Source organism: Micromonospora sp. NPDC051924 (assembly GCF_055586005.1).
The window spans coordinates 52,856-78,073 of the sequence record NZ_JBVJJA010000036.1 but is presented as its reverse complement, the minus strand read 5'-3'; the positions used below and the strand labels follow the sequence as shown (position 1 = coordinate 78,073).

Sequence of the window (25,218 nt, the reverse complement as noted above, 5' to 3'; positions counted from 1 at the left end):
CGGGCCCTGCTGTCCGCCATCCCCGACGTCACCACCCTCGGCCCCGCCGGCCGCATCCGACTCACCGGAGACGTCCCCACCCCCCTCAACCCACCCTCCGGCTGCCGCTTCCGCACCCGCTGCTGGAAAGCACAGGACCGCTGCGCCACCGAAGAACCAGCCCTGACCACCCGGGACGGCGGCAACCAGCTCACCGCCTGTCACTTCCCGGAGAGCGGGCCGGTCGGCGTCGGAAGCAGCGAGTCCGTGGAGGTGTCGCAATGAGCCTGTCCCCGGTCGAGGGCGCGGCGCGGGCCGAGCTCGAGCCCGCCGCCGACCCGGTCACCACCGCCGAGAAGGGCATCGTCGGTCGCTCGCCCGGTCAGCTCGCCTGGGCCCGGCTGCGCCGGGACCGCACGGCGATGGTGAGCGCCGGCGTGCTGCTGTTCCTCACCCTGCTGGCGCTCGCCGCGCCGCTGGTCTCCAAGCTCTACGGGGTCGGCGCGAACGAGCAGTTCCAACAGCTCCTGGACGGCAACGGGATGCCGCTCGGCTACGTCGGCGGGATCACCGGCGACCACTGGTTCGGGCTGGAACCGCGGCTGGGCCGGGACATCTTCATCCGCATGGTGTACGGCCTGCGGACGTCGCTGTTCATCGCGTTCGCCGCCGCCCTGGTCACCACCGCGATCGGCGTGGCGGCCGGCATCCTCGCCGGGTTCCTCGGCGGGATCGTCGACACGGTGATCAGCTGGATCACCGACGTGGCGCTGGCGTTGCCGTTCCTCATCTTCGCCCTCGCCGTGGTGCCGACCGCTTCGCTGCGCTTCTACGGCCCCCGGGAGGAGGTGCCGCCGGCGTTCCAGGTGACGGTGCTCATCGTCATCTTCGCCGCGTTCGGCTGGACCAGCACCGCCCGGCTGGTCCGCGGTCAGGTGATCTCGCTGCGCGAACGGGAGTTCGTGGAGGCCGCCCGGGCCAGCGGCGCGGGGCTGGGGCACATGCTCTTCCGGCAGCTCCTGCCCAACCTCTGGGCGCCGATCCTGGTCGCGTTCTCGCTCGCCGTCCCGCAGTACATCACCGGGGAGGCGGCGCTGTCCTTCCTCGGCATCGGCATCCTCGAACCCACCGCCGACTTCGGTCGGATGATCTTCCAGAGCATCCCGTACCTGCAGACCGACCCGGCGTACGTGTTCTTCCCCGGCGTCACGATCTTCATCCTCGTGCTCGCCTTCAACCTGCTCGGCGACGCGCTGCGTGACGCGCTCGACCCGAAGTCGTCCCGGTAGGGGTGTTACATGAGCCGATTCCTGGTCCGCCGGCTGCTCGCCGCCGTGCTCACCCTCTTCGCGGTGAGCGTGCTCAGCTTCCTGATGTTCTTTGGACTGCCCCGTGATCCGGTCAGCGGCATGTGTCCGAAGAACTGCAACGCGGAACGGCTGGAGCGGGTCCGGCAGGAGCTTGGCCTGAGCGATCCGCTGCCGGAGCAGTACGCCAACTACATGAAGGGCATCGTCACCGGGCGTGACCTGGGCAGCTCCCAGGGCGGCCGGTGTGACGCCCCCTGCCTCGGCTACTCGTACGTCAACAGCGAGGCGGTCACCGACACCCTGGCCCGGGTGCTGCCGGTGACGCTGAGCATCGTCATTCCGGCGGCGGTGCTCTGGCTGGTGCTCGGCGTGGGGCTGGGCATGATATCCGCGCTGAGACGGGGGACCGTGCTGGACCGGCTGGCCATCGGCTTCTCGCTGGCCGGCGCCTCGATGCAGCTCTACTTCGTCGGCGCGGTGCTGCTGCTGATCTTCACCTACAACCTGCGGCTCACCCCGGTCCCGAGCTACACCTCCATTTTCGACAACCCGGTGAAGTGGGCGAGCGGACTCGTCCTGGCCTGGATCTGTCTGGCCTTCCTCTTCTCCGCGATCTACGCCCGGCTGTCCCGGGCGCAGATGCTGGAGACGCTGTCGGAGGACTTCGTCCGCACCGCGCGGGCCAAGGGTCTGGCCAAACCCAAGGTGTACGGGCGGCACGCGCTGCGCGCGGCGATCACCCCGATCGTCACCATCGCCGGCCTGGACGTGGGCAGCGCGCTCGGTGGCACGGTCATCACCGAGACCACCTTCGGCATCCAGGGGCTCGGCCGTACCGCGGTGGACGCGGTCCGCTCGGGCGACCTGCCGACCATCATGGCCACCGTGCTGATCTCGGCGGTCTTCATCGTGATCGCCAACATCGTGGTCGACGTGCTCTACGCGGCCATCGATCCCCGGGTCCGGTTGCGATAGCGCAACGGCCCGGATCGGGGCATGGAGAAATCCACCGCTCTCTGCTACACAAACCGTAGTTTTCCTACGTCGTCTGACGAGGCTCCAGATAGGGAGGAGGCGCAGATGCGCCTGAAGAGGGCAACCGCCGCGGGCGGCGCACTCGCACTGCTCGTGGTGATGGGGGCGTGCAGCGAGAACAAGGGCACCGATGGCGACACCGGCGCCGACCGGGTGCAGAGCGGCACGATCGCCACCGACCCGAAGGACTCGCTGGGCCCGGCGCCCGAGGTCCCGGGTGCGGCCAAGGGCGGCACGTTCCGGGTGATCCGCGAGACCAAGATCTCGCACATGGACCCGCAGCGGGTCTACTCGTTCGCCGGCCTGATGAACGCCCCGCTCTACAGCCGCTTCCTGACCACGTTCAAGGACGACGGCTCCGGCAAGGTGACCCTGGTCGGCGACCTCGCCGAGACCCCGGGCACCGACGTCAACAAGGACTGCAAGGTCTGGGAATTCAAGATCAAGGACGGGGTGAAGTTCGAGGACGGCAGCCCGATCACCTCGAAGGAGATCGCGTACGGCATCGCCCGCTCCTTCGACCCCGACCTCACCGGCGGCCCGACCTACCTGCAGGAGTGGCTCGCCAACGACCCGCAGTACGACACCAAGTGGAACTTCAAGGCGAACAAGACCTCGCTCCCGCCGGGCCTGAGCACGCCGGACGCGAAGACGCTGAAGTTCGAGTTCGCCAAGCCGCACTGCGACCTGCCGTTCGCCGCGTCGCTGCCGTACACCGCGCCGCTGAAGCCGGAGAAGGACACCGGGGTCAACCTGGACAACCAGCCCTTCTCCTCCGGGCCATACAAGATCACCAAGAACACCGCCGGTGTCGAGGTGGTCATGGAGCGGAACGAGAACTGGGACCCGAAGACCGACCCGGTGCGGCACGCGTACCCGGACAAGATCGTCTGGAACTTCGGCCCGGACGCCGAGGCGGGCGCCAACCGGGTGATCGCCGACAACGGTGACGACCAGACGGCGCTGGCCTGGAACGGCGTCCCCTCCGCGCTGGTCGCCCGGGTCACCGGCGACGCGTCGCTCAAGGACCGCTCGGTGCGCGGCCAGACCCCGAGCCTGTGGCGGCTCACCATCAACACCCAGCGGGTCACCGACCTGTCGGTGCGCCAGGCGCTGAACTACGCGATCGACCGGGACGGCTTCATCAAGGCGTACGGCGGTGAGGCCTCGGCCAAGGCCGTCACCACCCTGATGCCGCCGTCGACCATCGGCTGGGAGAACTACGACGCCTACCCGGCCGGCCCGAGCGGCAACGTCGAGAAGGCCAAGGAGCTGCTCGCCGGCAAGACCCCGGAGCTGGTGCTCGGCATCAGCGACGACTCGCCGGAGCTGGCCACCCAGCTGAAGGCCAACCTGGAGAAGGCCGGCTTCAAGATCACGGTGAAGACCATCCCGACCGACGCCAAGCTCGACGAGACCAGCAAGAAGGACAACCCGTACGACCTCTGGACCGACCAGTGGGCCGCCGACTGGCCCAGCGGCGCCGCGATCCTGCCGGTGCTCTACGACGGCCGCACCATCAAGGCCGAGAGCAACAGCAACACCTCGTACGTCAACAGCGACGAGATCAACAAGGAGTTCGACCGGGTGCTCGCCATGCCCGCCGCCGAGCAGGGCAAGGAGTGGGCCAAGCTCGACAAGCGGATCATGACCGAGCTGGCCCCGGCCGTGCCGCTCTTCGTCGAGCAGGGCTACTACCTGCACGGCTCCAAGGTCGGCGGGATCTACCTGTCCAGCATCTTCGGCTACCCGGCACTGATCAACGCCTACGTGAAGCAGTGACCCGGCACTGAGCTGAAGGCCCCGGTCGACAACGGCGTCGACCGGGGCCTTCCCCGTTCACAGGTGCCGGCGCAGGAAGTCCAGCTCCAGCCGGAGCAGCCGCTCGGCCACCCCGCCGGCGGCCATGTGACTGGCCCCGGTCAGCGGCAGCACCGCGTGCGGCCGGCCGGCGGCCAGCAGCGCCGCCGACAGCCGCAGCGTGTGCGCGGCCACCACGTTGTCGTCGACCAGGCCGTGCACCAGCAGCATCGGTCGGGCCTGCGCCGGGTCGCCCACCGGCTCGGCGGCCAGCTCCACCAGCGAGTGGTGGGCGTACACGTCCATCCCGTCGTCCGGCATCCCCAGATAGCGCTCGCTGTACGCGGTGTCGTACAGGGTCCAGTCGGTGACCGGGGCGCCGACGATCGCGCAGCGGAACAGCTCGGGATGCCGCAGCACCGCCAGCCCGGCCAGCCAGCCGCCGAACGACCAGCCCCGCACCGCCACCCGCGCGAGGTCCAGGTCCGGGTGCTTGCCGGCGAGCGCGGTCAGGGCGTCCACCTGGTCGGTGAGGATCACGTCGGCCACCCGCCGGTGGATCGCCTTCTCGAACGAGGGGGCGATGCCCGGGGTGCCCCGGTTGTCGACGGTCACCACCGCGAAGCCTCGGTCGGCCCACCACTGCCGCTCCAGCCAGGCGGCCCGCGCGGCGACCACCTCCTGGTGCCCCGGCCCGCCGTAGACGTCCAGCAGCACCGGCAGCTTCGTGCCCTTCACATGCTCGGTCGGGTAGAGCACCGCGCTCGGCAGCCGCCGGTCGGTCACCCGGACCAGCAGCGGCCGGGGCGCGTACGGCGGGTTCGCGGCGAGCGAGCGCAGCTCGCCCACCTCCCGGTCGCCGTGCCACACCCGCCAGCGGGTGCCGGGATGCTCCAGCGAGGCCGTCCCGACCACCAGCGTCGCGCCGCCGATCGCGGCGGTGTGCCAGCCCGGGTCGCTGCCCATCCGCCGGGCGTCCATCCCGCCGCCGATCACCGTCCGGACCCGGTAGAGGTGCCGCTGGCTGGGCTCACCCTCGCTCGCCTCCACCAGCAGGTCCGCCGGGCCGTTCGGGCCGGCGGGCAGCCGCCCCACCACCCGGCGTACGTAGAGCGAGGGCGGGGTGAGCAGCGTGCCGTCGGCGAACAGGCAGCGGGCGTCGTACCCGTCGTGGGCCAGCTCGCCGCCGACCAGCACCCGGCCGTCGGGCAGGTGGGCCGGCGTGCCCGGGATCGGTTCCACCCAGCGCGGGTCGGCCAGCTCGGCGTGCACCTGGGTCTCCCCGGTCCGCGGATCCACGGCGAGCACCAGACCGTGCTGCTGGGACCGGCGCAGCACGGTGATCAGCGGGCCGCCGTCCGCCCAGTCGACCGAGGTCAGGTACGGATAGGTCTCCCGGTCCCAGTGCACGTCGACCCAGCCGTCATCGAGGTCGAGCAGATGCAGGCTGACCTGTGCGTTCGGTCCACCCGCCCGGGGGTACGCGACGGTCGTCGGCGGGCTCTCCGGGTCCGCCGGGTCGTGCAGGTGCCAGCGGATCAGCCGTGACTCGTCCACCCGGGCGGCCAGCACCGAGCGCCCGTCCGGCGCCCACCAGTAGCCCCGGTAGCGGTGGAACTCCTCCGCCGCGATGTGCTCGGCGAGCCCCCAGGTCACGCCGCTGTCCTCACCGGCGAGGAGGTTGTCGGTGCCGTCCGGCTCCACCACCCGCAACTGACCCCGGCGGACCCCCTCGGCGGCGTCGGTGACGTACGCCAGCCGCTCGCCGGTCGGGTCGGGACGCGGGTCGATCACCGGGCCGACCGCGGTCACCTCGATCACGTCGCCGTGCACCAGGTCGGCCCGGAACAGCCGGCCGGCCAGGGCGAACGCGGCCACCCGGCCGGCCGCGTCCAGGGCGTACGAGCCGATGCCGGCGGACGCCAGCCGCAGCCGCTCGCGCAGCGCCCGCTCACCCGGCGACAGCGCGGTCGGGTCGCCGTCCGAGCCGAGCAGCACCGCCGGGTCGGCCACCAGCCGCTCCTCGCCGGAGGCGACGTCCAGCAGCCAGAGCGCGTCGGCGGGGTCCTCCGGTCCCGAGGAGCGCAGGAAGATCACCCGGGAGCCGTCGTCCGCGACGGAGACGGCGCGCGGCGCCCCGTGGCTGAACCGGCGGGTACGGGCGGCCAGCTCGGGAAAGTCCACGTCTCGGATCGTAGGCGCGCGCCGAGCGTGATGTGGCCGACCTGCGCGGACGCGTAACCCTTGGTGGGACAGGACCGCCGGTTAGAGTGACGGTCGTGACGACGCTGCCCGACCGACGCCTGCTGCTGGTCCACGCGCACCCCGACGACGAGTCCATCGGCACCGGCTCGACGATGGCCCACTACGTCGCCACCGGCGCCCACGTCACCCTGGTGACCTGCACGCTGGGCGAGGAGGGCGAGATCCACGTACCGGAGCTGGCCCAGCTCGCGGCGGCTGAGGCCGACCAGCTCGGCGGGTACCGGATCGGCGAGCTGGCCGCCGCCTGCGCCGCGCTCGGCGTCACCGATCACCGCTTCCTCGGCGGCGCCGGCCGCTACCGCGACTCCGGCATGATGGGCTTGGCCACCAACGAGCACCCGCGGGCGTTCTGGCAGGCCGACCTCGACGAGGCCGCCGGCCACCTGGTCGAGGTCATCCGGGAGGTCCGCCCGCAGGTCCTGGTCACCTACGACCCGAACGGCTTCTATGGCCACCCCGACCACATCCAGGCGCACCGGGTGGCGATGCGTGCCGTGGAGCTGGCCGACGCCGAGGGGATCGCCCTGGCCAAGGTCTACTGGACGGCGATGCCGCGCAGCGTGCTGGAGGCCGGGCTGAACCACTTCGTGGAGTCGTCGGACAACCCCTTCGCCGGCATCGACAGCGCGGACGAGCTGCCCTTCGGCACACCCGACCCGGAGATCGCCGCGCGGATCGACGCCACCGAGCAGCACGCCGCCAAGGAGGCGGCGATGCGGGCGCACGCCACCCAGATCCCGGCCACCTCCTGGCTCTACTCGATCGCCGGCAACTTCGGGGCCGAGTTCATGGGCGTGGAGTACTTCACCCTCGCGGTCGGCGGGAAGGGCCCGGGCAACGGCCCGTACGGCTGGGAGGACGACCTCTTCGCCGGGGTGGCGCTGGACGGGCCGGACCGGTCCCCGGTCGCGGCGGCCGGCCTCCGGTGACGTTGCCGGCCGTACCGATGTCGGTCGCTCCCGAGCAGCAGCCCGCCGCGCCGCCCGAGCGGCCGTCGCGGGCCCTCGACCTCGCCCTGCGGATCGCCGGCGGCGTGGTGGTGGTCTGGGCGGGGGTGCTCGCCGCGATGCTGGACCTGATCTTCGCCGCCGGGGCCTGGGAGCTGGTCAAGGGCCGGTCCGGCGGCGCCGCCAAGGCGCTGGTGGGCATCTCGGCCACGGTGGGTGGGGTCGCCGGGGTGGTCGCGCTGACCGTCCTGCTGGCCTGGTTCGCGCACGCCGCCGTCGGGACCCGGTGGGCGGTGGCGCTGGCCGCCGTGCCCTGGTTCGTGGTGATCGTCGCGGGCGGCTTCCGGACCACCGAGGGGGACCTCGCGCTGACCGGCGACAACGTGCTGGGTCTGGGTCTGGTGGTCGCGGGCGCGGTCACCTTCGCGGTGCTCGGCTTCCGGCAACTCGTGGCCCCGCCCGAAGGCTGAGGGCAGACGGCACACCGGCCGCGGTGGTAAATATTCCTGCCAGGAGCCTGCCGTGGGGGCGGGCGGACGGCGGGAGGCGTGCGATGAAAGAGCGGTGGCGCGCGATCGGCGTGCTGGCGGCGGCGCTGTTCTTGGTCAACGTGGCGGCGCGGCTGGTGAACAGGTTCGCCTTCTCGGACAACGACACCGCGACGGACCGGATCACCCTGCTGATGTTCGTGGTGATCGGGCTGGTCCTCGCCGTGCTCGCGTTCCGCTGGGGCCGGGACCGCCCGGTGGGGCGGTGGGCCGGCGACCTGACCGCCGCCGTCGCGGTGGCGCTCGCGCTGACCCTGTTCGTCGGTCCGCTGCTGGTCGGCAAGAGCCCGTTCGCCGACGGCGCGGGGTTCTTCTTCGCCCAGATCTGGCTCTACCTGGCGGCCACGGCGGCCGGCGTGCTGGTCGGCTTCCTGACCCTCACCGCGCTCGGCCGTGACTACCGCTCCCAGCAGCTCAAGCGGTACGCCGAGCTGAAGGCCGCGAAGCCCCGCAAGGTGGTCCGCCGCTGATCCGGGCGGCTCGCGGGCGCGTGTTGCCGCAGGTCGCGGTGTCCCCGGACAGGGATGCCCCGACTTGCCGCAACGCGGGTCAGTCCGGGGCGACCCGGGTCAGGTAGGTGTGGTGGGTGGTGAACCCGAGGCCGCGGTAGAGGGCCACGGCCGGGGTGTTGCGCTGCTCGACCTGGAGGAAGGCGTGCGTGGCGCCCTCGGCGCGGGCCCAGTCGACCAGCGAGCGGATCACCCGGCCGGCGAGCCCCTGCCGGCGCGCCTCGGGCACCACCTCGATCAGGGTCAGGCCGAGCCAGCGTCCCTGGCCGGTCACCGTGCCCCGGCCGACCGCGACCAGTCGGCCGTCCGCGTACACGTGGGCGAAGCGGATCCGGTCCACGGCGGTGAGCACGTGTCGGGCGGCGTCCGGCAGGCCGCCCTTGCGCCCGGCGGCCAGCACCAGCCACTCCTCGGACGGCGCATCGGCCAGCTCCACGGGTGGCAGGTCCGCCCGCCCGGCCGGAGCGGGCGGCAGCGCGGCGAGCGGCACGGTCTGCACCAGCACCAGCGGCCGGCCCTCGCCCCAGCCGCGGGCGTCCAGTTCCGCGCCGACCGGCGCGGCGAGCGGCAGCGGGGTGTTGACCATGGCGCGCTGGCCGCGCTCGGCGTACCACCGCTGCACCGCGTCGATCGCGGCGGGCAGCGGGCGGTCCGGGTCGCCCACCGGGAGCGCCGAGTTGGCCCGGCCGGTCCAGCCGTCCGCGCTGCGCAGCAGCCAGTCACCGAGCCGTCCGCGTACCGGGGCGGGCCACGCCTCGTCGGCGGCGAGTTCCAGGGCGACCACCGCCGCGGCGGTCGGCCGGCGCGCCGCCGGCACCCGCCGGGCCCGGTGGACCTCCCCTATCGGGACCCGGAGCCGACCCCTGTCGGTGGCGAGAGTGATATGGCTCTCGCTCAGCTCGACGAGATCACCGAGGGCGTCGGTGAACAGCGGCCGGCCTTCGCGAATCCCCACAATACGGCGGACCACGATCCGGTGTCCCACGTCCTGCTGTCGGAGCACGATCGACCTCCTCCCCGCCGAGATACTAGGCTCTTACCGGTCGCGGTGATCGCGACGAGTCTTGCGGAGGAGAAGACCGGTGACCTACATCATCGCCGAGCCCTGCGTGGACGTGCTCGACAAGGCCTGCATCGAGGAGTGCCCGGTCGACTGCATCTACGAGGGCAACCGGATGCTCTACATCCACCCCGACGAGTGCGTCGACTGCGGTGCCTGTGAGCCGGTGTGCCCGGTCGAGGCGATCTTCTACGAGGACGACGTCCCGGAGCAGTGGAAGGACTACACCGGGGCGAACTACGAGTTCTTCGAGGACCTGGGCTCGCCCGGCGGCGCCTCCAAGATCGGCAAGGTGGAGAAGGACGCGTCGTTCGTGGCCGCCCAGCCGCCGCGCGGAGAGGGCCACTGAACCGGCCCGCGCCGGTCTCGTCGCGGCTGCCCGACTTCACCTGGGACACCCTGGACGCCGCGGCGGCGACGGCCGCGGCGCACCCGGGTGGTCTGATCAACCTGTCGATGGGCACGCCGGTCGACCCGGTCCCCCAGGTGATCCGGCAGGCGTTGGCGGACGCGTCCAACGCCCCCGGTTACCCGCCGACCGCGGGCACCCCCGCGCTGCGGGACGCCATCGCGGCGTGGGTGGCCCGGGCCTGCGGCGCGGGCGTCGACGGGCTCGGCGTGCTGCCGACCATCGGCTCCAAGGAGCTGGTGGCGTGGCTGCCCACGCTGCTCGGCATCGGCCCCGGTGACATCGTCGTGGTGCCGTCCATCGCCTACCCGACCTACGAGGACGGGGTACGGCTGGCCGGCGCCACCACGGTGCGCGCCGACTCGCTGACCGCGCTCGGGCCGGACCCCCGGGTGCGGCTGGTCTGGGTCAACTCGCCCGGCAACCCGACCGGCCGGGTGCTGCCCGCCGCCCACCTGCGCAAGGTGGTCGACTGGGCCCGCGAGCGCGGCGCGGTGGTCGCCAGCGACGAGTGCTACCTCCCGCTGGGCTGGGAGGCCGAGCCGGTCTCGATCCTCTCGCCCGAGGTCTGCGGCGGGTCGTACGAGGGCGTGCTGGCCGTGCACTCGCTCTCCAAGCGTTCCAACCTGGCCGGCTACCGGGCCGGTTTCGTGGCCGGCGACCCGGCGCTGGTCGCCGAGCTGCTCAAGATCCGCAAGCACGCCGGCATGATCGTGCCCGCCCCGGTGCAGGCCGCCATGGTGGCCGCGCTCGGCGACCAGGCGCACGCCGACGAGCAGCGGGAACGGTACCGGGCCCGGCGCGAGCGGCTACGCGCCGCGTTCACCGGCGCCGGCTTCACCGTCGAGCACTCCGAGGCCGGGCTCTACCTCTGGATGACCCGGGACGAGGACTGCTGGGAGACCGTCGACCGGCTGGCCCGGCGGGGCATCCTGGTGGCCGCCGGCGTCTTCTACGGCCCGGCCGGCGCCCGGCACGTCCGGGTGGCGCTGACCGAGTCCGACGAGCACGTCGCCGCGGTCGCCGACCGGCTGCGCGACTGATCCTCGGGGCGGCGGCGGTGACCGACGGTGGGACCGGACGGGACGGCCCGTCCACCGTCGACCCGCCGGTGGCGGGCGTCCGCGCCGCGGTGCTCGGCACCGGGCTGATCGGCGGCTCGCTGCTGCTGCGGCTGCGCGACGCCGGGCTCGACGTGGCCGGATGGGACCCGGACCCGGCCACCCGGGGGCACGTACGCCGGTGGGGCGTCGCCTGTCCGGACGCCGTCCAGGCGGCGGTGACCGGCCGGGACGTGGTGTTCCTCTGCGGTCCGCTGCCCACCCTGCCGAGCCTGCTGACCCAGGTCGCCGCCGCCACCCCGGAGCACTGCGTGCTCACCGACGTGGGCAGCACGAAGGCCGAGGTCGCCGCCGCCGCCACCGCTCAGGGGCTGGGCCACCGCTTCGTCCCCGGCCACCCGATGGCCGGCGCGGACCGGGCCGGACCGGCGGCGGCCGATCCCGGGCTGCTCGCCGGGGCGGCCTGGGTGCTCTGCCCGGGCCCCACCGGGCTGGCCGCGTTCCGCCGGCTCGCGGCGCTGCTCATCGAGGTGTTCGGGGCCCGGGTGGTGCCGATGTCCGCGCCGGAGCACGACGCGGCGGCCGCGCTCAGCTCGCACGTGCCGCACCTGCTGGCGGGCGCGCTGGCCGGGGCGGTGCAGCGGTCGGCGTTGCGCGACGCCGTGCTGTCCCTCGCCGCGGGCAGCTTCACCGACGGCACCCGGGTGGCCGGCGGCCCGCCGCAGCGGACCGCCAACATGCTGCTCGGCAACCGGGGGCGGGTGCTCGCCGGTCTGGCGTCCGTCCGGGCGGTGCTCGACGAGTTGGCCGACGCGCTGGGGGCCGGTGACGCCACCACGCTGACCGCGCGGCTGGACGAGGGGCGGGCCGCCCGCGCCACGCTGGGGGAGCGGACCTTCGAGGCCCACCGGCGGGAGTTCCCCGCCGCCGTCGAGCACGCGGGGGAGCTGGCCTACCTGCGCCAGCTGGGGGCGGCCGGCGGCCACCTCACCGACTGCCGGACGAGCGGCGGCGCGGTCACGTACACCGGGCAGTTGCCGCGTACGCCCGATCCGGCCTGAGCGGGGCGAGCGGCAGCGCGCCCGGACCGGGCCCAGCCATGGCCTAGGGTTGGGGGCATGGTGGACGCACCGGTCGTGGCGGTACGCGGCGAGGCGTACCGGGAGGTGGCTCCCGAGCTGGCCCGGTTCGCGGTGACCGCGAACGCCCGGGACCGCGACCGGGAGGCGACGCTGGCCCGGCTGGCCGAGCGGACCGCTGCCGTCCGGGTGCTGCTCGACGAGGCCGGCCCGGCCGTGGAGCGGCGGGAGACCGGCCAGCTGCGCGTCTGGCCGGAGACCAAGCGGTCCGGCGAGCGGGTGGTGGCCTACCACGGCACCGTCAGCACCACGGTGACCGTCCACGACTTCACCGCGCTCGGCGAGCTGATGCTCCGCCTGGCCGACCAGGACCAGGTCGAGGTGGCCGGCCCCTGGTGGTCGCTGCGCCCGGACAGCCCGGCCTACCGGGAGGCGCGGCATGCCGCGATCGCCGACGCGCTGGCCCGGGCCCGGGAGTACGCGGAGGCGCTCGGTGCCCGGGTGACCGCCCTGCTGGAGCTGGCCGACACCGGCGTGGCCGCCGCGCCGCCGATGCTGGCCCGGGCGGCGTTCGGCAAGGGCGCTCCCGGCGCCGCCCCACCCGAGCTGGAGCTGGATCCGCAGCCACAGCCCGTGCAGGCGGCGGTCGAGGCCCGGTTCACCATCAGCGAGCCGGTGCTCGGCTGATGCCGCCCGCCCTGGAGCTCTCCCTCGACGACCTGGTGGCCCGGGCGCGTGCCCTGGCCGACGCCGGGCCGCGGCAGTTGCTCGGCATCGCCGGCGCGCCGGGCGCGGGCAAGTCCACCCTGGCCGAGCGGATCGTCGCCGAGGTCGGACCGCTCGCCCGGCTGGTGCCGATGGACGGCTTCCACCTGGCCCAGGCGGAGCTGGTCCGGCTGGGCCGGGAGGGGCGCAAGGGCGCGCCGGACACTTTCGACGTCAACGGGTTCGTCTCCATGCTGCGCCGGTTGCGGCGGCTGGAGCCGACCTCGGTGTGGGCGCCGCTGTTCCGCCGCGATCTGGAGGAGCCGGTCGCGGGGGCGATCGAGGTGCCGCCCGAGGTGCGGCTCGTGGTGACCGAGGGCAACTACCTCCTTCTGCGGGACGACCCGTGGGAGGAGATCCGGACGCTGGTGCACGAGGTCTGGTTCCTGGACCTGGACGCCGAGCTGCGGGTGCGCCGGCTGACCGCCCGGCACGAGGCGTACGGGAAGACTCCGGCGCAGGCGCGTGCCTGGGCGCTGGGCAGCGACGAGGCGAACGCCGCCCGGGTCGCCGGCACCGCCGAGCACGCCGACCTGGTGGTCCGGCTAGCCGACCCCCTGCCCGGGTGACGTCGGTCTAGCAGGTCAGGTGGCCTGTTCCAGGGAACGGACCGGGCGGGCAGGGTTACCGACCGCCACCACGTTGGGTGGCAGGTCCCGGGTCACCACCGCGCCGGCGCCGACCACCGTGTTCGCCCCGACCGTGACCCCGGCCAGCACGATGACCCCGCCGCCGAGCCAGGCGTTGTCGCCGATGGTGATCGGTTTCGCCGCCTCCCACTTGGCGCGCCGGGCCTCCGGTTCGACCGGGTGGGTGGCGGTGAGGAGCTGGACGTTCGGTCCGATCTGGACGTCGGCGCCGATGGTGATCCGGGCGACGTCGAGGAAGACCGCGTTGAAGTTGACGAAGGTGCGCGGTCCGAGGTGGGTGTGCCAGCCGTAGTCGCAGTGGAACGGCGGCCGGACCCAGGCGCCCTCACCCACCGAGCCGAGCAGCTCGCGCAGCGCGGCGAGGCGTCCGTCGGGGTCGTCGGCGGAGCTGGTGTTGAACCGTTCGGTGAGCCGGGCCGCCCGGTCCAGGTCGGCGATGATCTCGGGGTCGTCGGCGAGGTAGAGCTCGCCCGCGAGCATGCGTTCCTTCATGGAGGTCACCGGCAGATCATGCCCCGGATCGACCGCGAATCTGTCCGCTCGGCGACTTCCGATTGCCGCGGTCTCCCCGCCGCGGACGGGGCGGCGGACGGGCCGGGGCACCACGCCCCGACCGGGTCCGCGTCAGTCGTTGGCGTGCAGCGCCGCGTTCAGCTCGATGCCCCGGCCGGTCCGCGGCTTCGCCTCCAGCGCGCCGGTCACCGAGTTGCGCCAGAAGAGCAGCCCGTCCACGCCGGAGAGCTCGCGGGCCTTGACCACCCGCCCGTCCGGCAGGGTCACCTTGGAGCCCGCGGTGACGTAGCAGCCGGCCTCCACCACGCAGTCGTCGCCGAGCGAGATGCCGATGCCCGCGTTCGCGCCGACCAGACTCCGCTCGCCGATCCGGACCTTCTCGGTGCCGCCGCCGGAGAGGGTGCCCATGATGGAGGCGCCCGCGCCGATGTCGGAGCCGTCGCCGACCACCACGCCCTGCACGATCCGGCCCTCGACCATGGAGGTGCCCAGCGTGCCGGCGTTGAAGTTGCAGAAACCCTCGTGCATCACGGTGGTGCCGGCGGCCAGGTGGGCGCCGAGCCGGACCCGGTCCGCGTCGGCGATCCGCACGCCGGAGGGGACCACGTAGTCGGTCATCCGGGGGAACTTGTCCACCCCGTACACGGCCAGGTGGCGGCCGGCGGCCCGCTCGATGACGCGCAACTCGTCCACCCGCTCGGGCGGGCACGGCCCGGCCGAGGTCCAGGCGACGTTGGCCAGCTTGCCGAAGATGCCGTCGAGGTTGAGCTCGTTGGGCCGCACCAGGCGGTGGGAGAGCAGGTGCAGCCGCAGGTACGCGTCGGGGGCGTCCTTGATCGGGTCGTCGAGCGAGCCGATCACGGTGACCACCTGGACCGTACGCAGGCCGGGCAGCGGCCGCTCGCCGATCGCGCCGGGCGGCAGGTCGAGCACGTCGGCCTGGTCCTCGCCGGGGACCAGCGGCAACTCGCCGAGGCCGAGCTTGCCGGTCGGGTACCAGGTGTCCAGCACCTGATCGTCAGCGGTGATCGTGGCCAGGCCGATGCCCCAGGCAGACTGTGCGGTCGTCACGCTGCTGACGGTACCGTGCGAAGCATGCAGAACCCGCTGACCCCCGAGGTCTTGGCTGATCCGGTGGCGCTCACCCGCGCGCTGGTCGACATGGAGTCCGTCTCCCTGAACGAGAAGGCGATCGCCGACTGTGTCGAGGACGTGCTGCGGGGCGTTCCGCACCTGACCACCTTCCGGCACTCCAACACCGTGATGGCCCGTACCGACCTGGGCCGGGCGCAGCGGGTGGTGCTCGCCGGTCACCTGGACACCGTGCCGCTCAACGACAACTTCCCGTCGACCATGCGCGGCGACCTGATGTACGGCTGCGGCACCTCCGACATGAAGTCCGGGGTGGCCTTCGCGCTGCACCTGGCCATGACCCTGCCCGAACCGCGCTACGACGTCACGTACTTCTTCTACGAGGCCGAGGAGATCGAGTCGCGGTACAACGGCCTCACCCTCGTCTCCCAGGCGCACCCCGAGTGGCTCCAGGCCGACTTCGCGGTGCTGCTCGAGCCGACGTACGGGATCGTCGAGGCCGGCTGCCAGGGCACCATGCGGGCGATCGTCACCACGCACGGCGAGCGGGCCCACGCGGCCCGGTCCTGGCACGGGGTGAACGCCATCCACGGCGCGGGCGAGGTGCTGCGCCGGCTGACCGCGTACGAGGCCCGCCGGGTGACCATCGAGGGCTGCGACTACCGCGAGGGCCTGAACGCGGTGCGGATCACCGGCGGGGTGGCCGGCAACGTCATCCCGGACCACTGCGAGATCGAGATCAACTACCGGTACGCGCCGGACCGTGACCCGGCCGCGGCCGAGGCGCACCTGCGCGAGGTCTTCGCCGGGTTCGATCTGGCGGTCACCGACGCGGCGGCCGGTGCGGCCCCGGGACTGGACAACCCGCCGGCGCAGGAGTTCCTGGGCGCGGTCGGCGCAGCCCCGATCGGCAAGCTGGGCTGGACGGACGTGGCCCGGTTCGCGGCCATGGGCATCCCGGCGCTGAACTTCGGCCCCGGCGACCCCAACCTGGCCCATCACAAGGACGAGCACGTCGAGCTGACCAAGATCCGCGACGGTGCGGCCACCCTGCACCGCTGGCTCGCCTCGGCCTGACCCCGTACGCGATCGGGGGGCCCGCGTCGGTGACGCGGACCCCCCGGAGCCGTGCCGGCGGACCGTCAGACGGTCGTCGTCAGCGAGGCGTCGGTGTCGGTGGACTCGCCGGTGAGGTCGGTGTGGTGGGCTTCCATCATCCGGGCACGGCGGCGCTCGGCCACCACGTCGCGGATCCGCCGCTGCATCTGCCGGCGGATCCGGACCATCTCGGTGTTGCTGATCAACGCTTGCTCCTCCCCCGAAGGCAATGCGCCGGGGCATACCCCGTATGTGAATAGTAAGACGTACGGGCGACCGAATTAGTTGCCCAAGATCGTCAAGAATTTCGTCGGCCCGCCCGCCGCCGCACCCGCCCGCCGTGCCTCCACTACGGTGACTGCATGAGCCACAGCGACGGGCGGCCGCCCGGCCGCGGTCCGGGCGGGGAGCGGCACCGCGGTGCCGTCACCCTGCGCAACCGGGCGATCCCCACCAGCACCGCCGACCAGCGGCTGCTGGACTCGCGGGGCAGGGGCGACTGGAAGACCAAGGACGCCTGGCGGGCGTTGCGCATCCTGTCGGAGTTCGTCGAGGGTTTCGACACCCTGGCCGACCTGCCGCCCGCGGTGAGCGTCTTCGGCTCGGCCCGCAGCAAGCCGGACAGCCCGGAGTGCCGGATGGCCGAGGAGCTGGGCGGCGCGCTGGCCCGGGCCGGCTACGCGGTGATCACCGGCGGCGGCCCGGGCGTGATGGAGGCGGCCAACCGGGGCGCCAGCGAGGCGGGCGGGCTCTCCGTCGGCCTCGGCATCGAGCTGCCGTTCGAGCAGGGCCTCAACGACTGGGTCGACCTGGCGATCGACTTCCGCTACTTCTTCGCCCGCAAGACCATGTTCGTCAAGTACGCGCAGGCGTTCGTCGTGCTGCCCGGCGGCTTCGGCACCATGGACGAGCTCTTCGAGGCGCTGACGCTGGTGCAGACCGGCAAGGTCACCCGCTTCCCGGTGGTGCTGATGGGCGTCGACTACTGGCGTGGGCTGCTCGACTGGCTGCGGGAGGCGATGGCCGCCGACGGCAAGATCGGTCCGACCGACCTGGAGCTGATCTGCCTCACCGACGACGTCGACGAGGCGGTCCGGCACATCGTGGAGGCCGAGGCGGTGCTCTCCGCCGAGCAGGAGGCGATCCGCGAGGAGGCGGTCGCCCGGGTCGCCGCCGACCAGCGGGCGGCCGCCGACGCCGGCCCCGAGGGTCCCGGGGCGCGACGGGTCGGGGAGCGCTGAGGCATGGCCGCGATCTGCGTGTTCTGCGCGTCCTCCCGCACCCTCGACCAGCGCTGGCTGGAGCTGGCCACCGAGGCCGGCGCGGAGCTGGCTCGGCGCGGGCACACGCTGGTCAGCGGCGGTGGCTGCGTGGGGATGATGGGCGCGGTGGCGGACGGGGCACGGGCCGCCGGTGGTCGCACCCTCGGGGTGATCCCGCAGGCGCTCGTCGACCTGGAGGTCGCCGACCTCGCCGCCGACGAGCTGCTGGTCACCGACGGGATGGCCAGCCGCAAGACGCTGATGATCGACAAGTCGGACGGGTTCGTGGCGCTGCCCGGCGGGCTCGGCACCCTCGACGAGCTCTTCGAGGTGTGGACCACCGCCACCCTGGCCATGCACGACAAGCCGATGGTGCTGGTCGACGCCGACGGCTTCTACCGCCCCCTGCTCGACTGGCTGCACACCCTCGCCGACCGCCACTTCCTCAAGCCGGCCGGCCTGGACCTCCTCCTCGTCGCCGACACCGTCCCGGCGGCCCTCGACCTCCTCGACACCCACCTCACCTGACCAACCCGCCGCCACGGGGTTGATCATGAAGTTGACGGCGAAGTCGATCTCCGTTGGTGCCGTCAACTTCATGATCGACGTGAGCTGGGGCGCGCCGTGGGCGGCAGGGTGTTCCGGCTGTCGTACCGGGGTGGTGGGATGTCGGTGATGGAGGCGTACCGGTTGGTGCGCCGGTCCGGTGGGGTGGGGGCGGGGGTCGGCCACTCCGGCGGGGCGGGGCAGCAGGGGGGTGGCCGGTCCGACGGGCCGGCCGGTGCGGAGCCGCGATCCGGGGGGTCGGCGGGCGATGACGCGCACCCGCCGTACCGGCCCGATCCGGTGCAGGCCGAGGTGGTCGCGCACACCGACGGGTCGATGCTGGTGGTCGGCGGACCGGGCACCGGCAAGACCAGCACGCTGGTCGAGGCGGTCGCCGCCCGGGTGGCCGAGGGCGTCGACCCGGAGCACATCCTGGTGCTCACCTTCGGCCGGCGCGGCGCCACCGACCTGCGCCACCGGATCGAGGCGCGGATCGCCGGCACCGGCCGGCACCGGACGAACGGGTCGGCGGCCGGCAGCACTGCGGCCCGGCCCGCCCGGGTGGTCCGCGAGCCGCTGGTCCGCACCTTCCCGGCGTACGCCTTCGGCCTCCTCCGCCGGGCCGCCGCCGAGCGGGGCGAACCGTCGCCCCGGCTGCTCACCGGTCCCGAGCAGGACCTGATCATCCGCGAGCTGCTGGACGTGGTCGGCGAGGAGCCGGGCGACGACCCGGTCGGCTGGCCGGAGGACCTGCGCCCCGCGCTGCGTACCCGGGCCTTCGCCCAGCAGCTCCGTGACCTGCTGATGCGGGCCGCCGAGCGGGGCGTCGGCCCGGTCGAGCTGGCCCGGCTGGGGGAGAAGCTGGGCCGCGCCGACTGGCCGGCCGCCGCCCGCTTCCTCCGGGAGTACGTCGCCGTCCTCGCCCTGCGCGACGTCAGCAACCGGGGCTCCATCGCGTACGACCCGGCCGAGCTGGTCCGGGCCGCCACCGGCATGCTGCTCGACGACCCCGAGTTGCTGGCGGCCGAGCGCCGCCGGCTGGCCCACGTCTACGTGGACGAACTCGCCGACACCGACCCCGCCCAGCTCGACCTGCTCGCGGTGCTGGCCGGCGGCGGCAAGTCCCTGGTCGCCTTCGCCGACCCGGACTCCTCCACGTACGCCTTCCGCGGCGCCGACCCGGCCGGCGTGAGCACCTTCCCGCACCGGTTCCGGACCGCCTCCGGGGCGCCGGCCGCGCAGGTCACGCTGACCACGTCGTACCGGGCCGGGCCGGAGCTGCTGGCGGCGACCGCCCGGCTGGCCCGCCGGCTGCGCGGCCCGGCGGCGCACCGCCGGCTGCACCCGCTGCCCGACGCCCCACCCGGCGCCGTCGAGGTACGCACCTTCCGCTCCGCCACCAGCGAGTCCGCCTGGCTGGCCCACGCGCTGCGCGCGGCGCACCTGCTCGACGGGGTGCCCTGGTCCCGGATGGCGGTGCTGGTCCGCTCCACCGGCCGGCAGCTGCCGTCGCTGCAACGGGCCCTGCACACCGCCGGCGTGCCGACCGTGGTGCACGGCGAGGACCTGCCGCTGCACCTTCAGCCCGGGGTGGCCCCGCTGCTGCTCCTGCTCCGCTGCGCCCTCGAACCCGACCGGCTGGACGAGGAGGCGGCCGTCGCGCTGCTGCACTCGCCGCTGGGCGGCGCCGACCCGCTCGCCGAACGCCGGCTGCGCCAGGGGCTCCGCGCGCTCGCGCTGGCCGGCGGCGACCGCCGCCCCTCCGGCGAGCTGATCGTCGAGGCGCTGCGCGATCCGGCCGAGCTGGCCGCCGTGGAGCGCCGCTGGGCGGCCCCGGCGCAGGCGGTGGGCCGCCTGCTGGCGACCGCGCGGCAGGCCGCCGCCGCCCCGGGCGCAACCGCCGAGGACGTGCTCTGGGCGGTGTGGCGGGATAGCGGTCTGGCCGAGCGCTGGGCCGGGGCGATCACCCGGGGCCGGGCGGCGACCGGCGAGCACGAGACCGCGCAGCGCTGGCGGGCCGAGGCGGCCGACCGGGATCTGGACGCCGTACTGGTGCTCTTCGACGCGGCGGCCCGGTTCACCGACCGGTTGCCGGGCGCGCGTACCGAGGTCTTCCTCGACCACGTGCTCGGCCAGGACCTGCCCGCCGACACCCTCGCCGCGAGCGCCGACCGGGGCGAGGCGGTCCGCCTGCTCACCGCGCACGCCGCCAAGGGCCTGGAGTGGGACCTGGTCGCGGTCGCCGGGGTGCAGGAAGGTGTCTGGCCGGACCTGCGGCTGCGTGGCAGCCTGCTCGGCTCGGAACGGCTGGTCGACGTGCTCGCCGGCCGGGCCGACGGCGCCGGGGTCCGGGCCAGTCTGGTCGGGCAGACCTCGGCGCTGCTCGACGAGGAGCGTCGGCTCTTCCACGTGGCGGTCAGCCGGGCCCGCCGCCGGCTGCTGGTCACCGCGGTCGCCTCCGCGGCGGTGGGCGGCGACGACCACGAGGAGCAGCCCAGCCGCTTCCTGCACGAGTTGGCCGCCCCCGAGCCGCCGGCCCTGGGCGGGGGCGGGGGCGGGGCGGCGCCGGCCGGTCCGGACCCGACGCCGAACCCGACCGGTTCCGGCGGGGCCGGGCCGGGCGCCCGCCACATCCCCACCGACGCTCACCCGGACCCGCGTCCGGCCGGCGACGGGAAGCGGACGCCGGCGCGGTCCGCCCGGCCGGGTGACGGCGCGGCGCTGACCGTTCCCGTGACGTCGGACGGGCCGGTGCCGGTCGTCGACGATCCGCCGGACACCGCGCCCGCCGTACTCCCGGTCACCCTGCCGCCGCGCGGGCTCACCCTGTCCGCGTTGGTCGCGGAGCTGCGTACCGCGGTCACCGACCCGGCCGCGCCGGTCACCCGGCGGCGCGCGGCGGCGGCCGAGCTGGCCCGGCTGGCCGCCGCCGGGGTGCCCGGCGCGCACCCGGACGACTGGTGGGGGCTGCGCGGCCTCTCCGACGACCGGCCGCTGGTCGAGGTGGGCGAGCCGGTCCGGGTCACCCCGTCGGCGATGGAGAGCGCGCTGCGGTGCAGCCTGCGCTGGCTGCTGGAACGGCACGGCGGCAGCGGCCCGGCCAGCACCGCGCAGGGCGTCGGCAACCTGGTGCACGCCGCCGCGATGCTGGCCGAGGACGCCAGCGTCGACCGGACCGCCCTGCTGGACTACGTGGCCGCCCGGTTCGACGCGATCGAGCTGGCCGCCCGCTGGATGGTCGGCCCCGAGCGGCAGCGCGCCGAGGCCATGGTGGACAAGCTGCTCCGCTGGCTCGCCGGCAACCCGCGCCGGCTGCTCGCCATCGAGCACGAGTTCGCCGTCCGGCTGGACGACCCGACCCGGCCGATCGAGCTGACCGGCCGGGTGGACCGGCTGGAGGTCGACGAGGACGGCCGGCTCGTGGTGATCGACCTGAAGACCGGTAAGTCCACCTCGGTCACCGAGCGGGAGGTCGCCGAGCATCCGCAGCTCGGGGCGTACCAGGCGGCGGTGGAGGCGGGGGCGTTCGCCGAGTTCGGCGAGGAGTCCGGGGGCGCCGCGTTGGTGCAGCTCGGCACCGGGGCGAAGGACGCCAAGGAGCAGGCCCAGGCCGCCGCCGGGGAGGGGCCCGAGGCCGGTTGGGCCACCGCGTTGGTCCGGCGGACCGCGGACACGATGGCCGCCGCCACCTTCGCGGCGGTCGCCAACGCCAAGTGCCGGGTCTGCCCGGTCCGCACCAGCTGCCCGGTGTCCGGCCAGGGCCGCCAGGTCGTCGAGCCGCCCACGGAGAACCTGTGACGACCCAGCCCACACTGTTCAGCGCCGGTGTCACCCCGGCGCCCCGCGCCGCCGACGCCGGCCCCCGCTACACCCCGGTCGAGCTGGCGAAGCTGCTGCGGCTGCCGGCGCCCACCCGGGAGCAGGCGGCGATCATCGCGGCCCCGGTCGAGCCACTGCTGGTGGTCGCGGGCGCCGGCTCCGGCAAGACCGAGACGATGGCCGCCCGGGTGGTCTGGCTGGTCGCCAACCAGTACGTCCGGCCCGAGCAGGTGCTCGGCCTCACCTTCACCCGCAAGGCCGCCGGCGAGCTGGCGCACCGGGTGCGTACCCGGCTCGACCAGCTCATCCGGCGGCTCGGGCGGCAGGGCCGGGATCCGCACGAGGACCCCCTGGCCGGCGAGCCGACCGTCTCCACCTACCACTCGTATGCCGGGCGGATCGTCACCGAGCACGGGCTGCGCGCCGGGTACGAGCCGACCACCCGGCTGCTCACCGAGGCGTCCCGCTGGCAGCTCGTCGACCTGCTGGTGCGCAACTACGACGGGGACATGTCCGAGGTGGACCGGATGCCGTCCACCGTCACCGACGCGGTGCTGGCGCTGGCCGGGGAGCTGGACGAGCACCTGGTCGACCCGGACGATTTGGCCGCCTGGACCGGCCGCTTCTTCGCCGACGTGCAGTCCCGTCCCGGCCGGCTGTACGCGGACGTGAAGAAGGCGCTCCAGCTCCAGCGGACCCGCCTCAAGCTGCTGCCCCTGGTCCGCGCCTACGCCCGGCGCAAGGACGACTTCGAGGCGATGGACTTCGCCGACCAGCTCGCCCGGGCCGCCCGGGTGGCCCGGGACCACCCCGGCGTCGGGGTGATCGAGCGGGACCGCTTCCGCGTGGTGCTGCTCGACGAGTACCAGGACACCAGCCACGCCCAGGTCGTGCTGCTCAACGCGCTCTTCGGCGGCGGCCACCCGGTCACCGCCGTGGGCGACCCCTGCCAGTCCATCTACGGCTGGCGCGGCGCCAGCGCCGGCACGCTGGACCGGTTCCCCACCGAGTTCGCCCGCGCCGACGGCACCCCCGCCGAGGTGCTGAGCCTCACCACGAGCTGGCGCAACCGGCCGGAGATCCTCGGCGTCGCCAACGCGCTCTCGGTGCCGCTGCGGGCGGCCGGCGCCCGGGTGCCCGAGCTGCACGCCGCGCTCAGCGTCCGCGAGCCGATCCCGCACCGCAGCCCGCGCGGCCGGGCCGCCGGCACCGTGCACTGCGCGCTCCTGGAGACGTACGCCGACGAGGCCGAGTGGATCGCGGACGGCGTGCTGGCGGCCTGGCGGGGCGCGGCCGGGACGCCCGGCGCGCTGCCCGAGCACATCCCGGTGCCGCAGCGTCCCACGACCGCCGTGCTGGTCCGGCTGCGCAGCCAGATCCCGGCGATCGAGTCCGCGCTGCGCACCCGGGGTCTGCCGGTCGACGTGGTCGGGCTCGGCGGCCTGCTGGACACCCCCGAGGTCCGGGACGTGGTCTGCACGCTACGGGTGCTCGCCGACCCGACGGACGGGGCGGCGCTGCTGCGGCTGCTCACCGGGGCGCGCTGGCGGATCGGGCCGCGGGACCTGGTCGCCCTGCACCGGCGGGCGAAGGCCATCGCCCGGGGCCGCCGGGAGCTGGCCGGCGAGGACGGGCCGGAGATCACCGTCGACGCGCTGGACGAGGCGACCCTGGTCGAGGCGCTGGCCGACCTGGGGCCGGCGCAGGCGTACTCGGCGGAGGGGTATGCCCGGCTGCGCGCGTACGGGATGGAGTTGGCGCTGCTGCGCTACCGGCTCGACCAGTCCCTGCCGGAGCTGATCGCGGACATCGAGCGGACCATCGGCCTGGACGTGGAGGTGGCGGTCCGGGCCGGCCGGGACGGCACCGGCGACGCCGGTCTGGCCCGCGGCCACCTGGACGCGCTCGGCGACGTGGCGGCCCGGTTCAGCGGTGAGACGCCCGGGGCCACGCTGGCCGGTTTCCTCGCCTACCTGGCGGCCGCCGAGGACGAGGAGCGCGGCCTCACCCCGGGCGAGGTGGAGGTGGTGGAGGGCGCGGTGCAGATCCTCACCGCGCACGCCGCCAAGGGGCTGGAGTGGGACGTGGTGGCGGTCGCCGGGCTGACCCGGGGGGTCTGGCCGGGGCCGGTCCGCAACTCCGACCACTGGCTGGGCGGCCTGGGTGTGCTGCCGTTCCCGTTGCGCGGCGACGCCGACGGGCTGCCCGAGCTGGGCCTGGCCGGGGTCGCGGACCAGCGCGGGATGGCCCGGGCGCTGGAGGACTTCACCGACGCCTGGCGGGCCCACGACGAGCGGGAGGAGCGCCGGCTGGCGTACGTGGCGGCGACCCGGCCCCGCCGGCTGCTGCTCTGCTCCGGCTACTGGTGGGGCGAGGGGACGAAGAGGTTTCGCGGCCCCTCGGTGTTCCTGCGCGAGGTGCACGACGCCGGCCTGGACGGTGCCGACGGGCACCTGGTCGACGAGTGGGCGCCCGAGCCGGCCCCGGACGCGGTCAACCCGACCACCGAGCAGGTGCTCCGGGCCGAGTGGCCGGCCGACCCGCTCGGCACCCGCCGCCCGGCCCTCGCCGAGGCCGCCGCCCTGGTCCGCCGTTACCTCGCCGACCCCGACGCGGCCCGCCGCGAGGAGGCCGTCCTCGCCGCCGGCGCGGCGGCCGTCGACCTCAGGACCGCCGGCGAGGGCGGCCCCGGACCCGCCGGCACCGCCTCGCCCGCTGACGATCCGGAGGTGGCGCGCTGGCGGCGGGAGGCCGACCTGCTCCTCGCCGAGCGGGCCGAACTGCTGCGCGGCGCGGAGGCGGTCGAGGTCGAGCTGCCCGGGCACCTGTCGGTGACCCAGCTGGTGGCGCTGCGCCGCGACCCGGCAGCCCTGGCCCGGTCGCTGCGCCGGCCGATGCCGAGCGAGCCCAACCCGTACGCCCGGCGGGGCACCGCCTTCCACACCTGGCTGGAGCAGCGCTTCGGCGCCGACCGGCTGCTGGATGTGGACGAGCTGCCTGGTGCGGCGGACGACGACGCCGCACCGGACGAGGCGCTCACCGAACTCCAGGAGCGCTTCCTGGCCAGCGAGTGGGCCGACCGGATGCCGGTCGAGGTGGAGGTGCCGTTCGCCACGGTGCTCGCCGGCGTGGTGGTGCGCGGCCGGATGGACGCCGTCTTCGCCCGCCCCGGCGGCCGGTACGACGTGGTCGACTGGAAGACCGGCCGGCAGCCCACCGGGCGGGAGGCCGAGGCGGCGGCGGTGCAGCTCGCCGTCTACCGGCTGGCCTGGGCCGAGCTGGCCGGCGTGCCGGTCGAGCGGGTGGGGGCGGCCTTCCACTACGTCCGGGACGGGGCCACCGTCCGGCCCGCCGACCTGCTCGACGCCGACGGGCTGACCGCGCTGGTGGCCGACGTGCCGGAATTTCCGACGGACGGCGCGGCGTTGCACAGTTCGTGATAGGTTAGGCGCGTTGCAGTTTTGGTTACCA

22 protein-coding genes are annotated in these 25,218 nt (G+C 74.4%); 17 read left to right on the top strand and 5 right to left on the bottom strand.

Annotation, left to right across the window (positions count from 1 at the left end):
• From ACZ6S5_RS25445 to ACZ6S5_RS25430, 4 genes are all read left to right on the top strand, one after another.
• Window positions 1–264: oligopeptide/dipeptide ABC transporter ATP-binding protein (locus ACZ6S5_RS25445; protein ID WP_466004323.1), on the top strand; the 264-nt coding region annotated here is incomplete at its 5' end.
• Window positions 261–1,268 carry an ABC transporter permease gene (locus ACZ6S5_RS25440; RefSeq protein WP_466004322.1) on the top strand — a complete coding sequence of 336 codons (1,008 nt, stop codon included), beginning with the start codon at window positions 261–263 and terminating at the stop codon, window positions 1,266–1,268. The genes ACZ6S5_RS25445 and ACZ6S5_RS25440, both read left to right, overlap by 4 nt.
• Before the next feature lie 9 nt (window positions 1,269–1,277).
• The gene (locus tag ACZ6S5_RS25435; RefSeq protein WP_466004320.1) at window positions 1,278–2,264 is read left to right on the top strand and encodes an ABC transporter permease; all 987 of its coding nucleotides are present in this window, start codon (window positions 1,278–1,280) and stop codon (window positions 2,262–2,264) included.
• Window positions 2,265–2,369: 105 nt separating this feature from the next.
• Entirely contained in the window at window positions 2,370–4,106 is a 1,737-nt protein-coding gene (locus ACZ6S5_RS25430; RefSeq protein WP_466004318.1) for an ABC transporter substrate-binding protein, read from the top strand.
• Window positions 4,107–4,163: 57 nt separating this feature from the next.
• Here the strand turns inward: ACZ6S5_RS25430 and ACZ6S5_RS25425 are convergent, their stop codons facing one another.
• Window positions 4,164–6,308, bottom strand: coding sequence for a S9 family peptidase (locus ACZ6S5_RS25425; RefSeq protein ID WP_466004317.1), 2,145 nt, complete (start codon window positions 6,306–6,308; stop codon window positions 4,164–4,166).
• Window positions 6,309–6,394: 86 nt separating this feature from the next.
• On the opposite strand from ACZ6S5_RS25425, the gene mshB reads away from it, so the two are divergent.
• From mshB to ACZ6S5_RS25410, 3 genes are all read left to right on the top strand, one after another.
• Window positions 6,395–7,318: an N-acetyl-1-D-myo-inositol-2-amino-2-deoxy-alpha-D-glucopyranoside deacetylase gene (gene mshB / locus ACZ6S5_RS25420; protein ID WP_466004315.1), complete on the top strand. Its 924-nt coding sequence runs from the start codon at window positions 6,395–6,397 to the stop codon at window positions 7,316–7,318.
• A gap of 17 nt (window positions 7,319–7,335) precedes the next feature.
• Window positions 7,336–7,806, top strand: a complete 471-nt coding sequence (locus tag ACZ6S5_RS25415) for a hypothetical protein (RefSeq protein ID WP_466004314.1) — start codon at window positions 7,336–7,338, stop codon at window positions 7,804–7,806.
• 83 nt (window positions 7,807–7,889) lie between these two features.
• Window positions 7,890–8,354, top strand: coding sequence for a hypothetical protein (locus tag ACZ6S5_RS25410; protein WP_466004313.1), 465 nt, complete (start codon window positions 7,890–7,892; stop codon window positions 8,352–8,354).
• A 79-nt stretch (window positions 8,355–8,433) separates the two neighbouring features.
• Here the strand turns inward: ACZ6S5_RS25410 and ACZ6S5_RS25405 are convergent, their stop codons facing one another.
• Complete coding sequence (locus ACZ6S5_RS25405; RefSeq protein ID WP_466004312.1) at window positions 8,434–9,396, bottom strand: GNAT family N-acetyltransferase; 963 nt, start codon at window positions 9,394–9,396, stop codon at window positions 8,434–8,436.
• Window positions 9,397–9,475: 79 nt separating this feature from the next.
• Here ACZ6S5_RS25405 and fdxA point away from each other — a divergent pair, with 79 nt between their 5' ends.
• From fdxA to ACZ6S5_RS25380, 5 genes are read left to right on the top strand one after another with little or no spacing between them, the layout of a single operon-like run.
• Complete coding sequence (gene fdxA, locus ACZ6S5_RS25400) at window positions 9,476–9,802, top strand: ferredoxin (RefSeq protein WP_089005361.1); 327 nt, start codon at window positions 9,476–9,478, stop codon at window positions 9,800–9,802.
• Window positions 9,799–10,905, top strand: coding sequence for a succinyldiaminopimelate transaminase (dapC, locus tag ACZ6S5_RS25395; RefSeq protein WP_466004330.1), 1,107 nt, complete (start codon window positions 9,799–9,801; stop codon window positions 10,903–10,905). Before fdxA ends, dapC begins: the two co-directional genes overlap by 4 nt.
• 17 nt (window positions 10,906–10,922) lie before the next feature.
• Entirely contained in the window at window positions 10,923–11,984 is a 1,062-nt protein-coding gene (locus ACZ6S5_RS25390) for a prephenate dehydrogenase (protein WP_466004310.1), read from the top strand.
• A 57-nt stretch (window positions 11,985–12,041) separates the two neighbouring features.
• Complete coding sequence (locus tag ACZ6S5_RS25385; protein WP_466004308.1) at window positions 12,042–12,689, top strand: SIMPL domain-containing protein; 648 nt, start codon at window positions 12,042–12,044, stop codon at window positions 12,687–12,689.
• Window positions 12,689–13,336, top strand: a complete 648-nt coding sequence (locus ACZ6S5_RS25380; protein WP_466004307.1) for a nucleoside/nucleotide kinase family protein — start codon at window positions 12,689–12,691, stop codon at window positions 13,334–13,336. The genes ACZ6S5_RS25385 and ACZ6S5_RS25380 overlap by 1 nt, the downstream gene beginning before the upstream one ends.
• A 15-nt stretch (window positions 13,337–13,351) precedes the next feature.
• Here ACZ6S5_RS25380 and ACZ6S5_RS25375 read toward each other — a convergent pair whose 3' ends face one another.
• Both ACZ6S5_RS25375 and dapD read right to left on the bottom strand, forming a co-directional pair.
• Window positions 13,352–13,918 carry a sugar O-acetyltransferase gene (locus tag ACZ6S5_RS25375; RefSeq protein ID WP_466004305.1) on the bottom strand — a complete coding sequence of 189 codons (567 nt, stop codon included), beginning with the start codon at window positions 13,916–13,918 and terminating at the stop codon, window positions 13,352–13,354.
• 123 nt (window positions 13,919–14,041) lie between these two features.
• Window positions 14,042–15,001, bottom strand: coding sequence for a 2,3,4,5-tetrahydropyridine-2,6-dicarboxylate N-succinyltransferase (gene dapD, locus ACZ6S5_RS25370; protein WP_466004304.1), 960 nt, complete (start codon window positions 14,999–15,001; stop codon window positions 14,042–14,044).
• Between the two features lie 24 nt (window positions 15,002–15,025).
• Here dapD and dapE point away from each other — a divergent pair, with 24 nt between their 5' ends.
• Window positions 15,026–16,099, top strand: a complete 1,074-nt coding sequence (dapE, locus tag ACZ6S5_RS25365; protein ID WP_466004302.1) for a succinyl-diaminopimelate desuccinylase — start codon at window positions 15,026–15,028, stop codon at window positions 16,097–16,099.
• A 65-nt stretch (window positions 16,100–16,164) separates the two neighbouring features.
• Here the strand turns inward: dapE and ACZ6S5_RS25360 are convergent, their stop codons facing one another.
• Window positions 16,165–16,326: a hypothetical protein gene (locus tag ACZ6S5_RS25360; RefSeq protein WP_466004300.1), complete on the bottom strand. Its 162-nt coding sequence runs from the start codon at window positions 16,324–16,326 to the stop codon at window positions 16,165–16,167.
• A 156-nt stretch (window positions 16,327–16,482) separates the two neighbouring features.
• Here ACZ6S5_RS25360 and ACZ6S5_RS25355 point away from each other — a divergent pair, with 156 nt between their 5' ends.
• The 4 genes from ACZ6S5_RS25355 to ACZ6S5_RS25340 all read left to right on the top strand — a co-directional run bounded on the left by ACZ6S5_RS25355 (window position 16,483) and on the right by ACZ6S5_RS25340 (window position 25,187).
• Window positions 16,483–17,361, top strand: a complete 879-nt coding sequence (locus ACZ6S5_RS25355) for an LOG family protein (protein ID WP_466004298.1) — start codon at window positions 16,483–16,485, stop codon at window positions 17,359–17,361.
• Window positions 17,362–17,364: 3 nt separating this feature from the next.
• Window positions 17,365–17,910, top strand: a complete 546-nt coding sequence (locus tag ACZ6S5_RS25350) for an LOG family protein (protein WP_466004296.1) — start codon at window positions 17,365–17,367, stop codon at window positions 17,908–17,910.
• A gap of 147 nt (window positions 17,911–18,057) precedes the next feature.
• Window positions 18,058–21,726, top strand: a complete 3,669-nt coding sequence (locus tag ACZ6S5_RS25345) for an ATP-dependent helicase (protein WP_466004328.1) — start codon at window positions 18,058–18,060, stop codon at window positions 21,724–21,726.
• A complete protein-coding gene (locus tag ACZ6S5_RS25340) occupies window positions 21,723–25,187 on the top strand; it encodes an ATP-dependent helicase (RefSeq protein WP_466004294.1) in 3,465 nt (1,154 codons plus the stop codon). Before ACZ6S5_RS25345 ends, ACZ6S5_RS25340 begins: the two co-directional genes overlap by 4 nt.
• Window positions 25,188–25,218 lie beyond the last annotated feature (31 nt).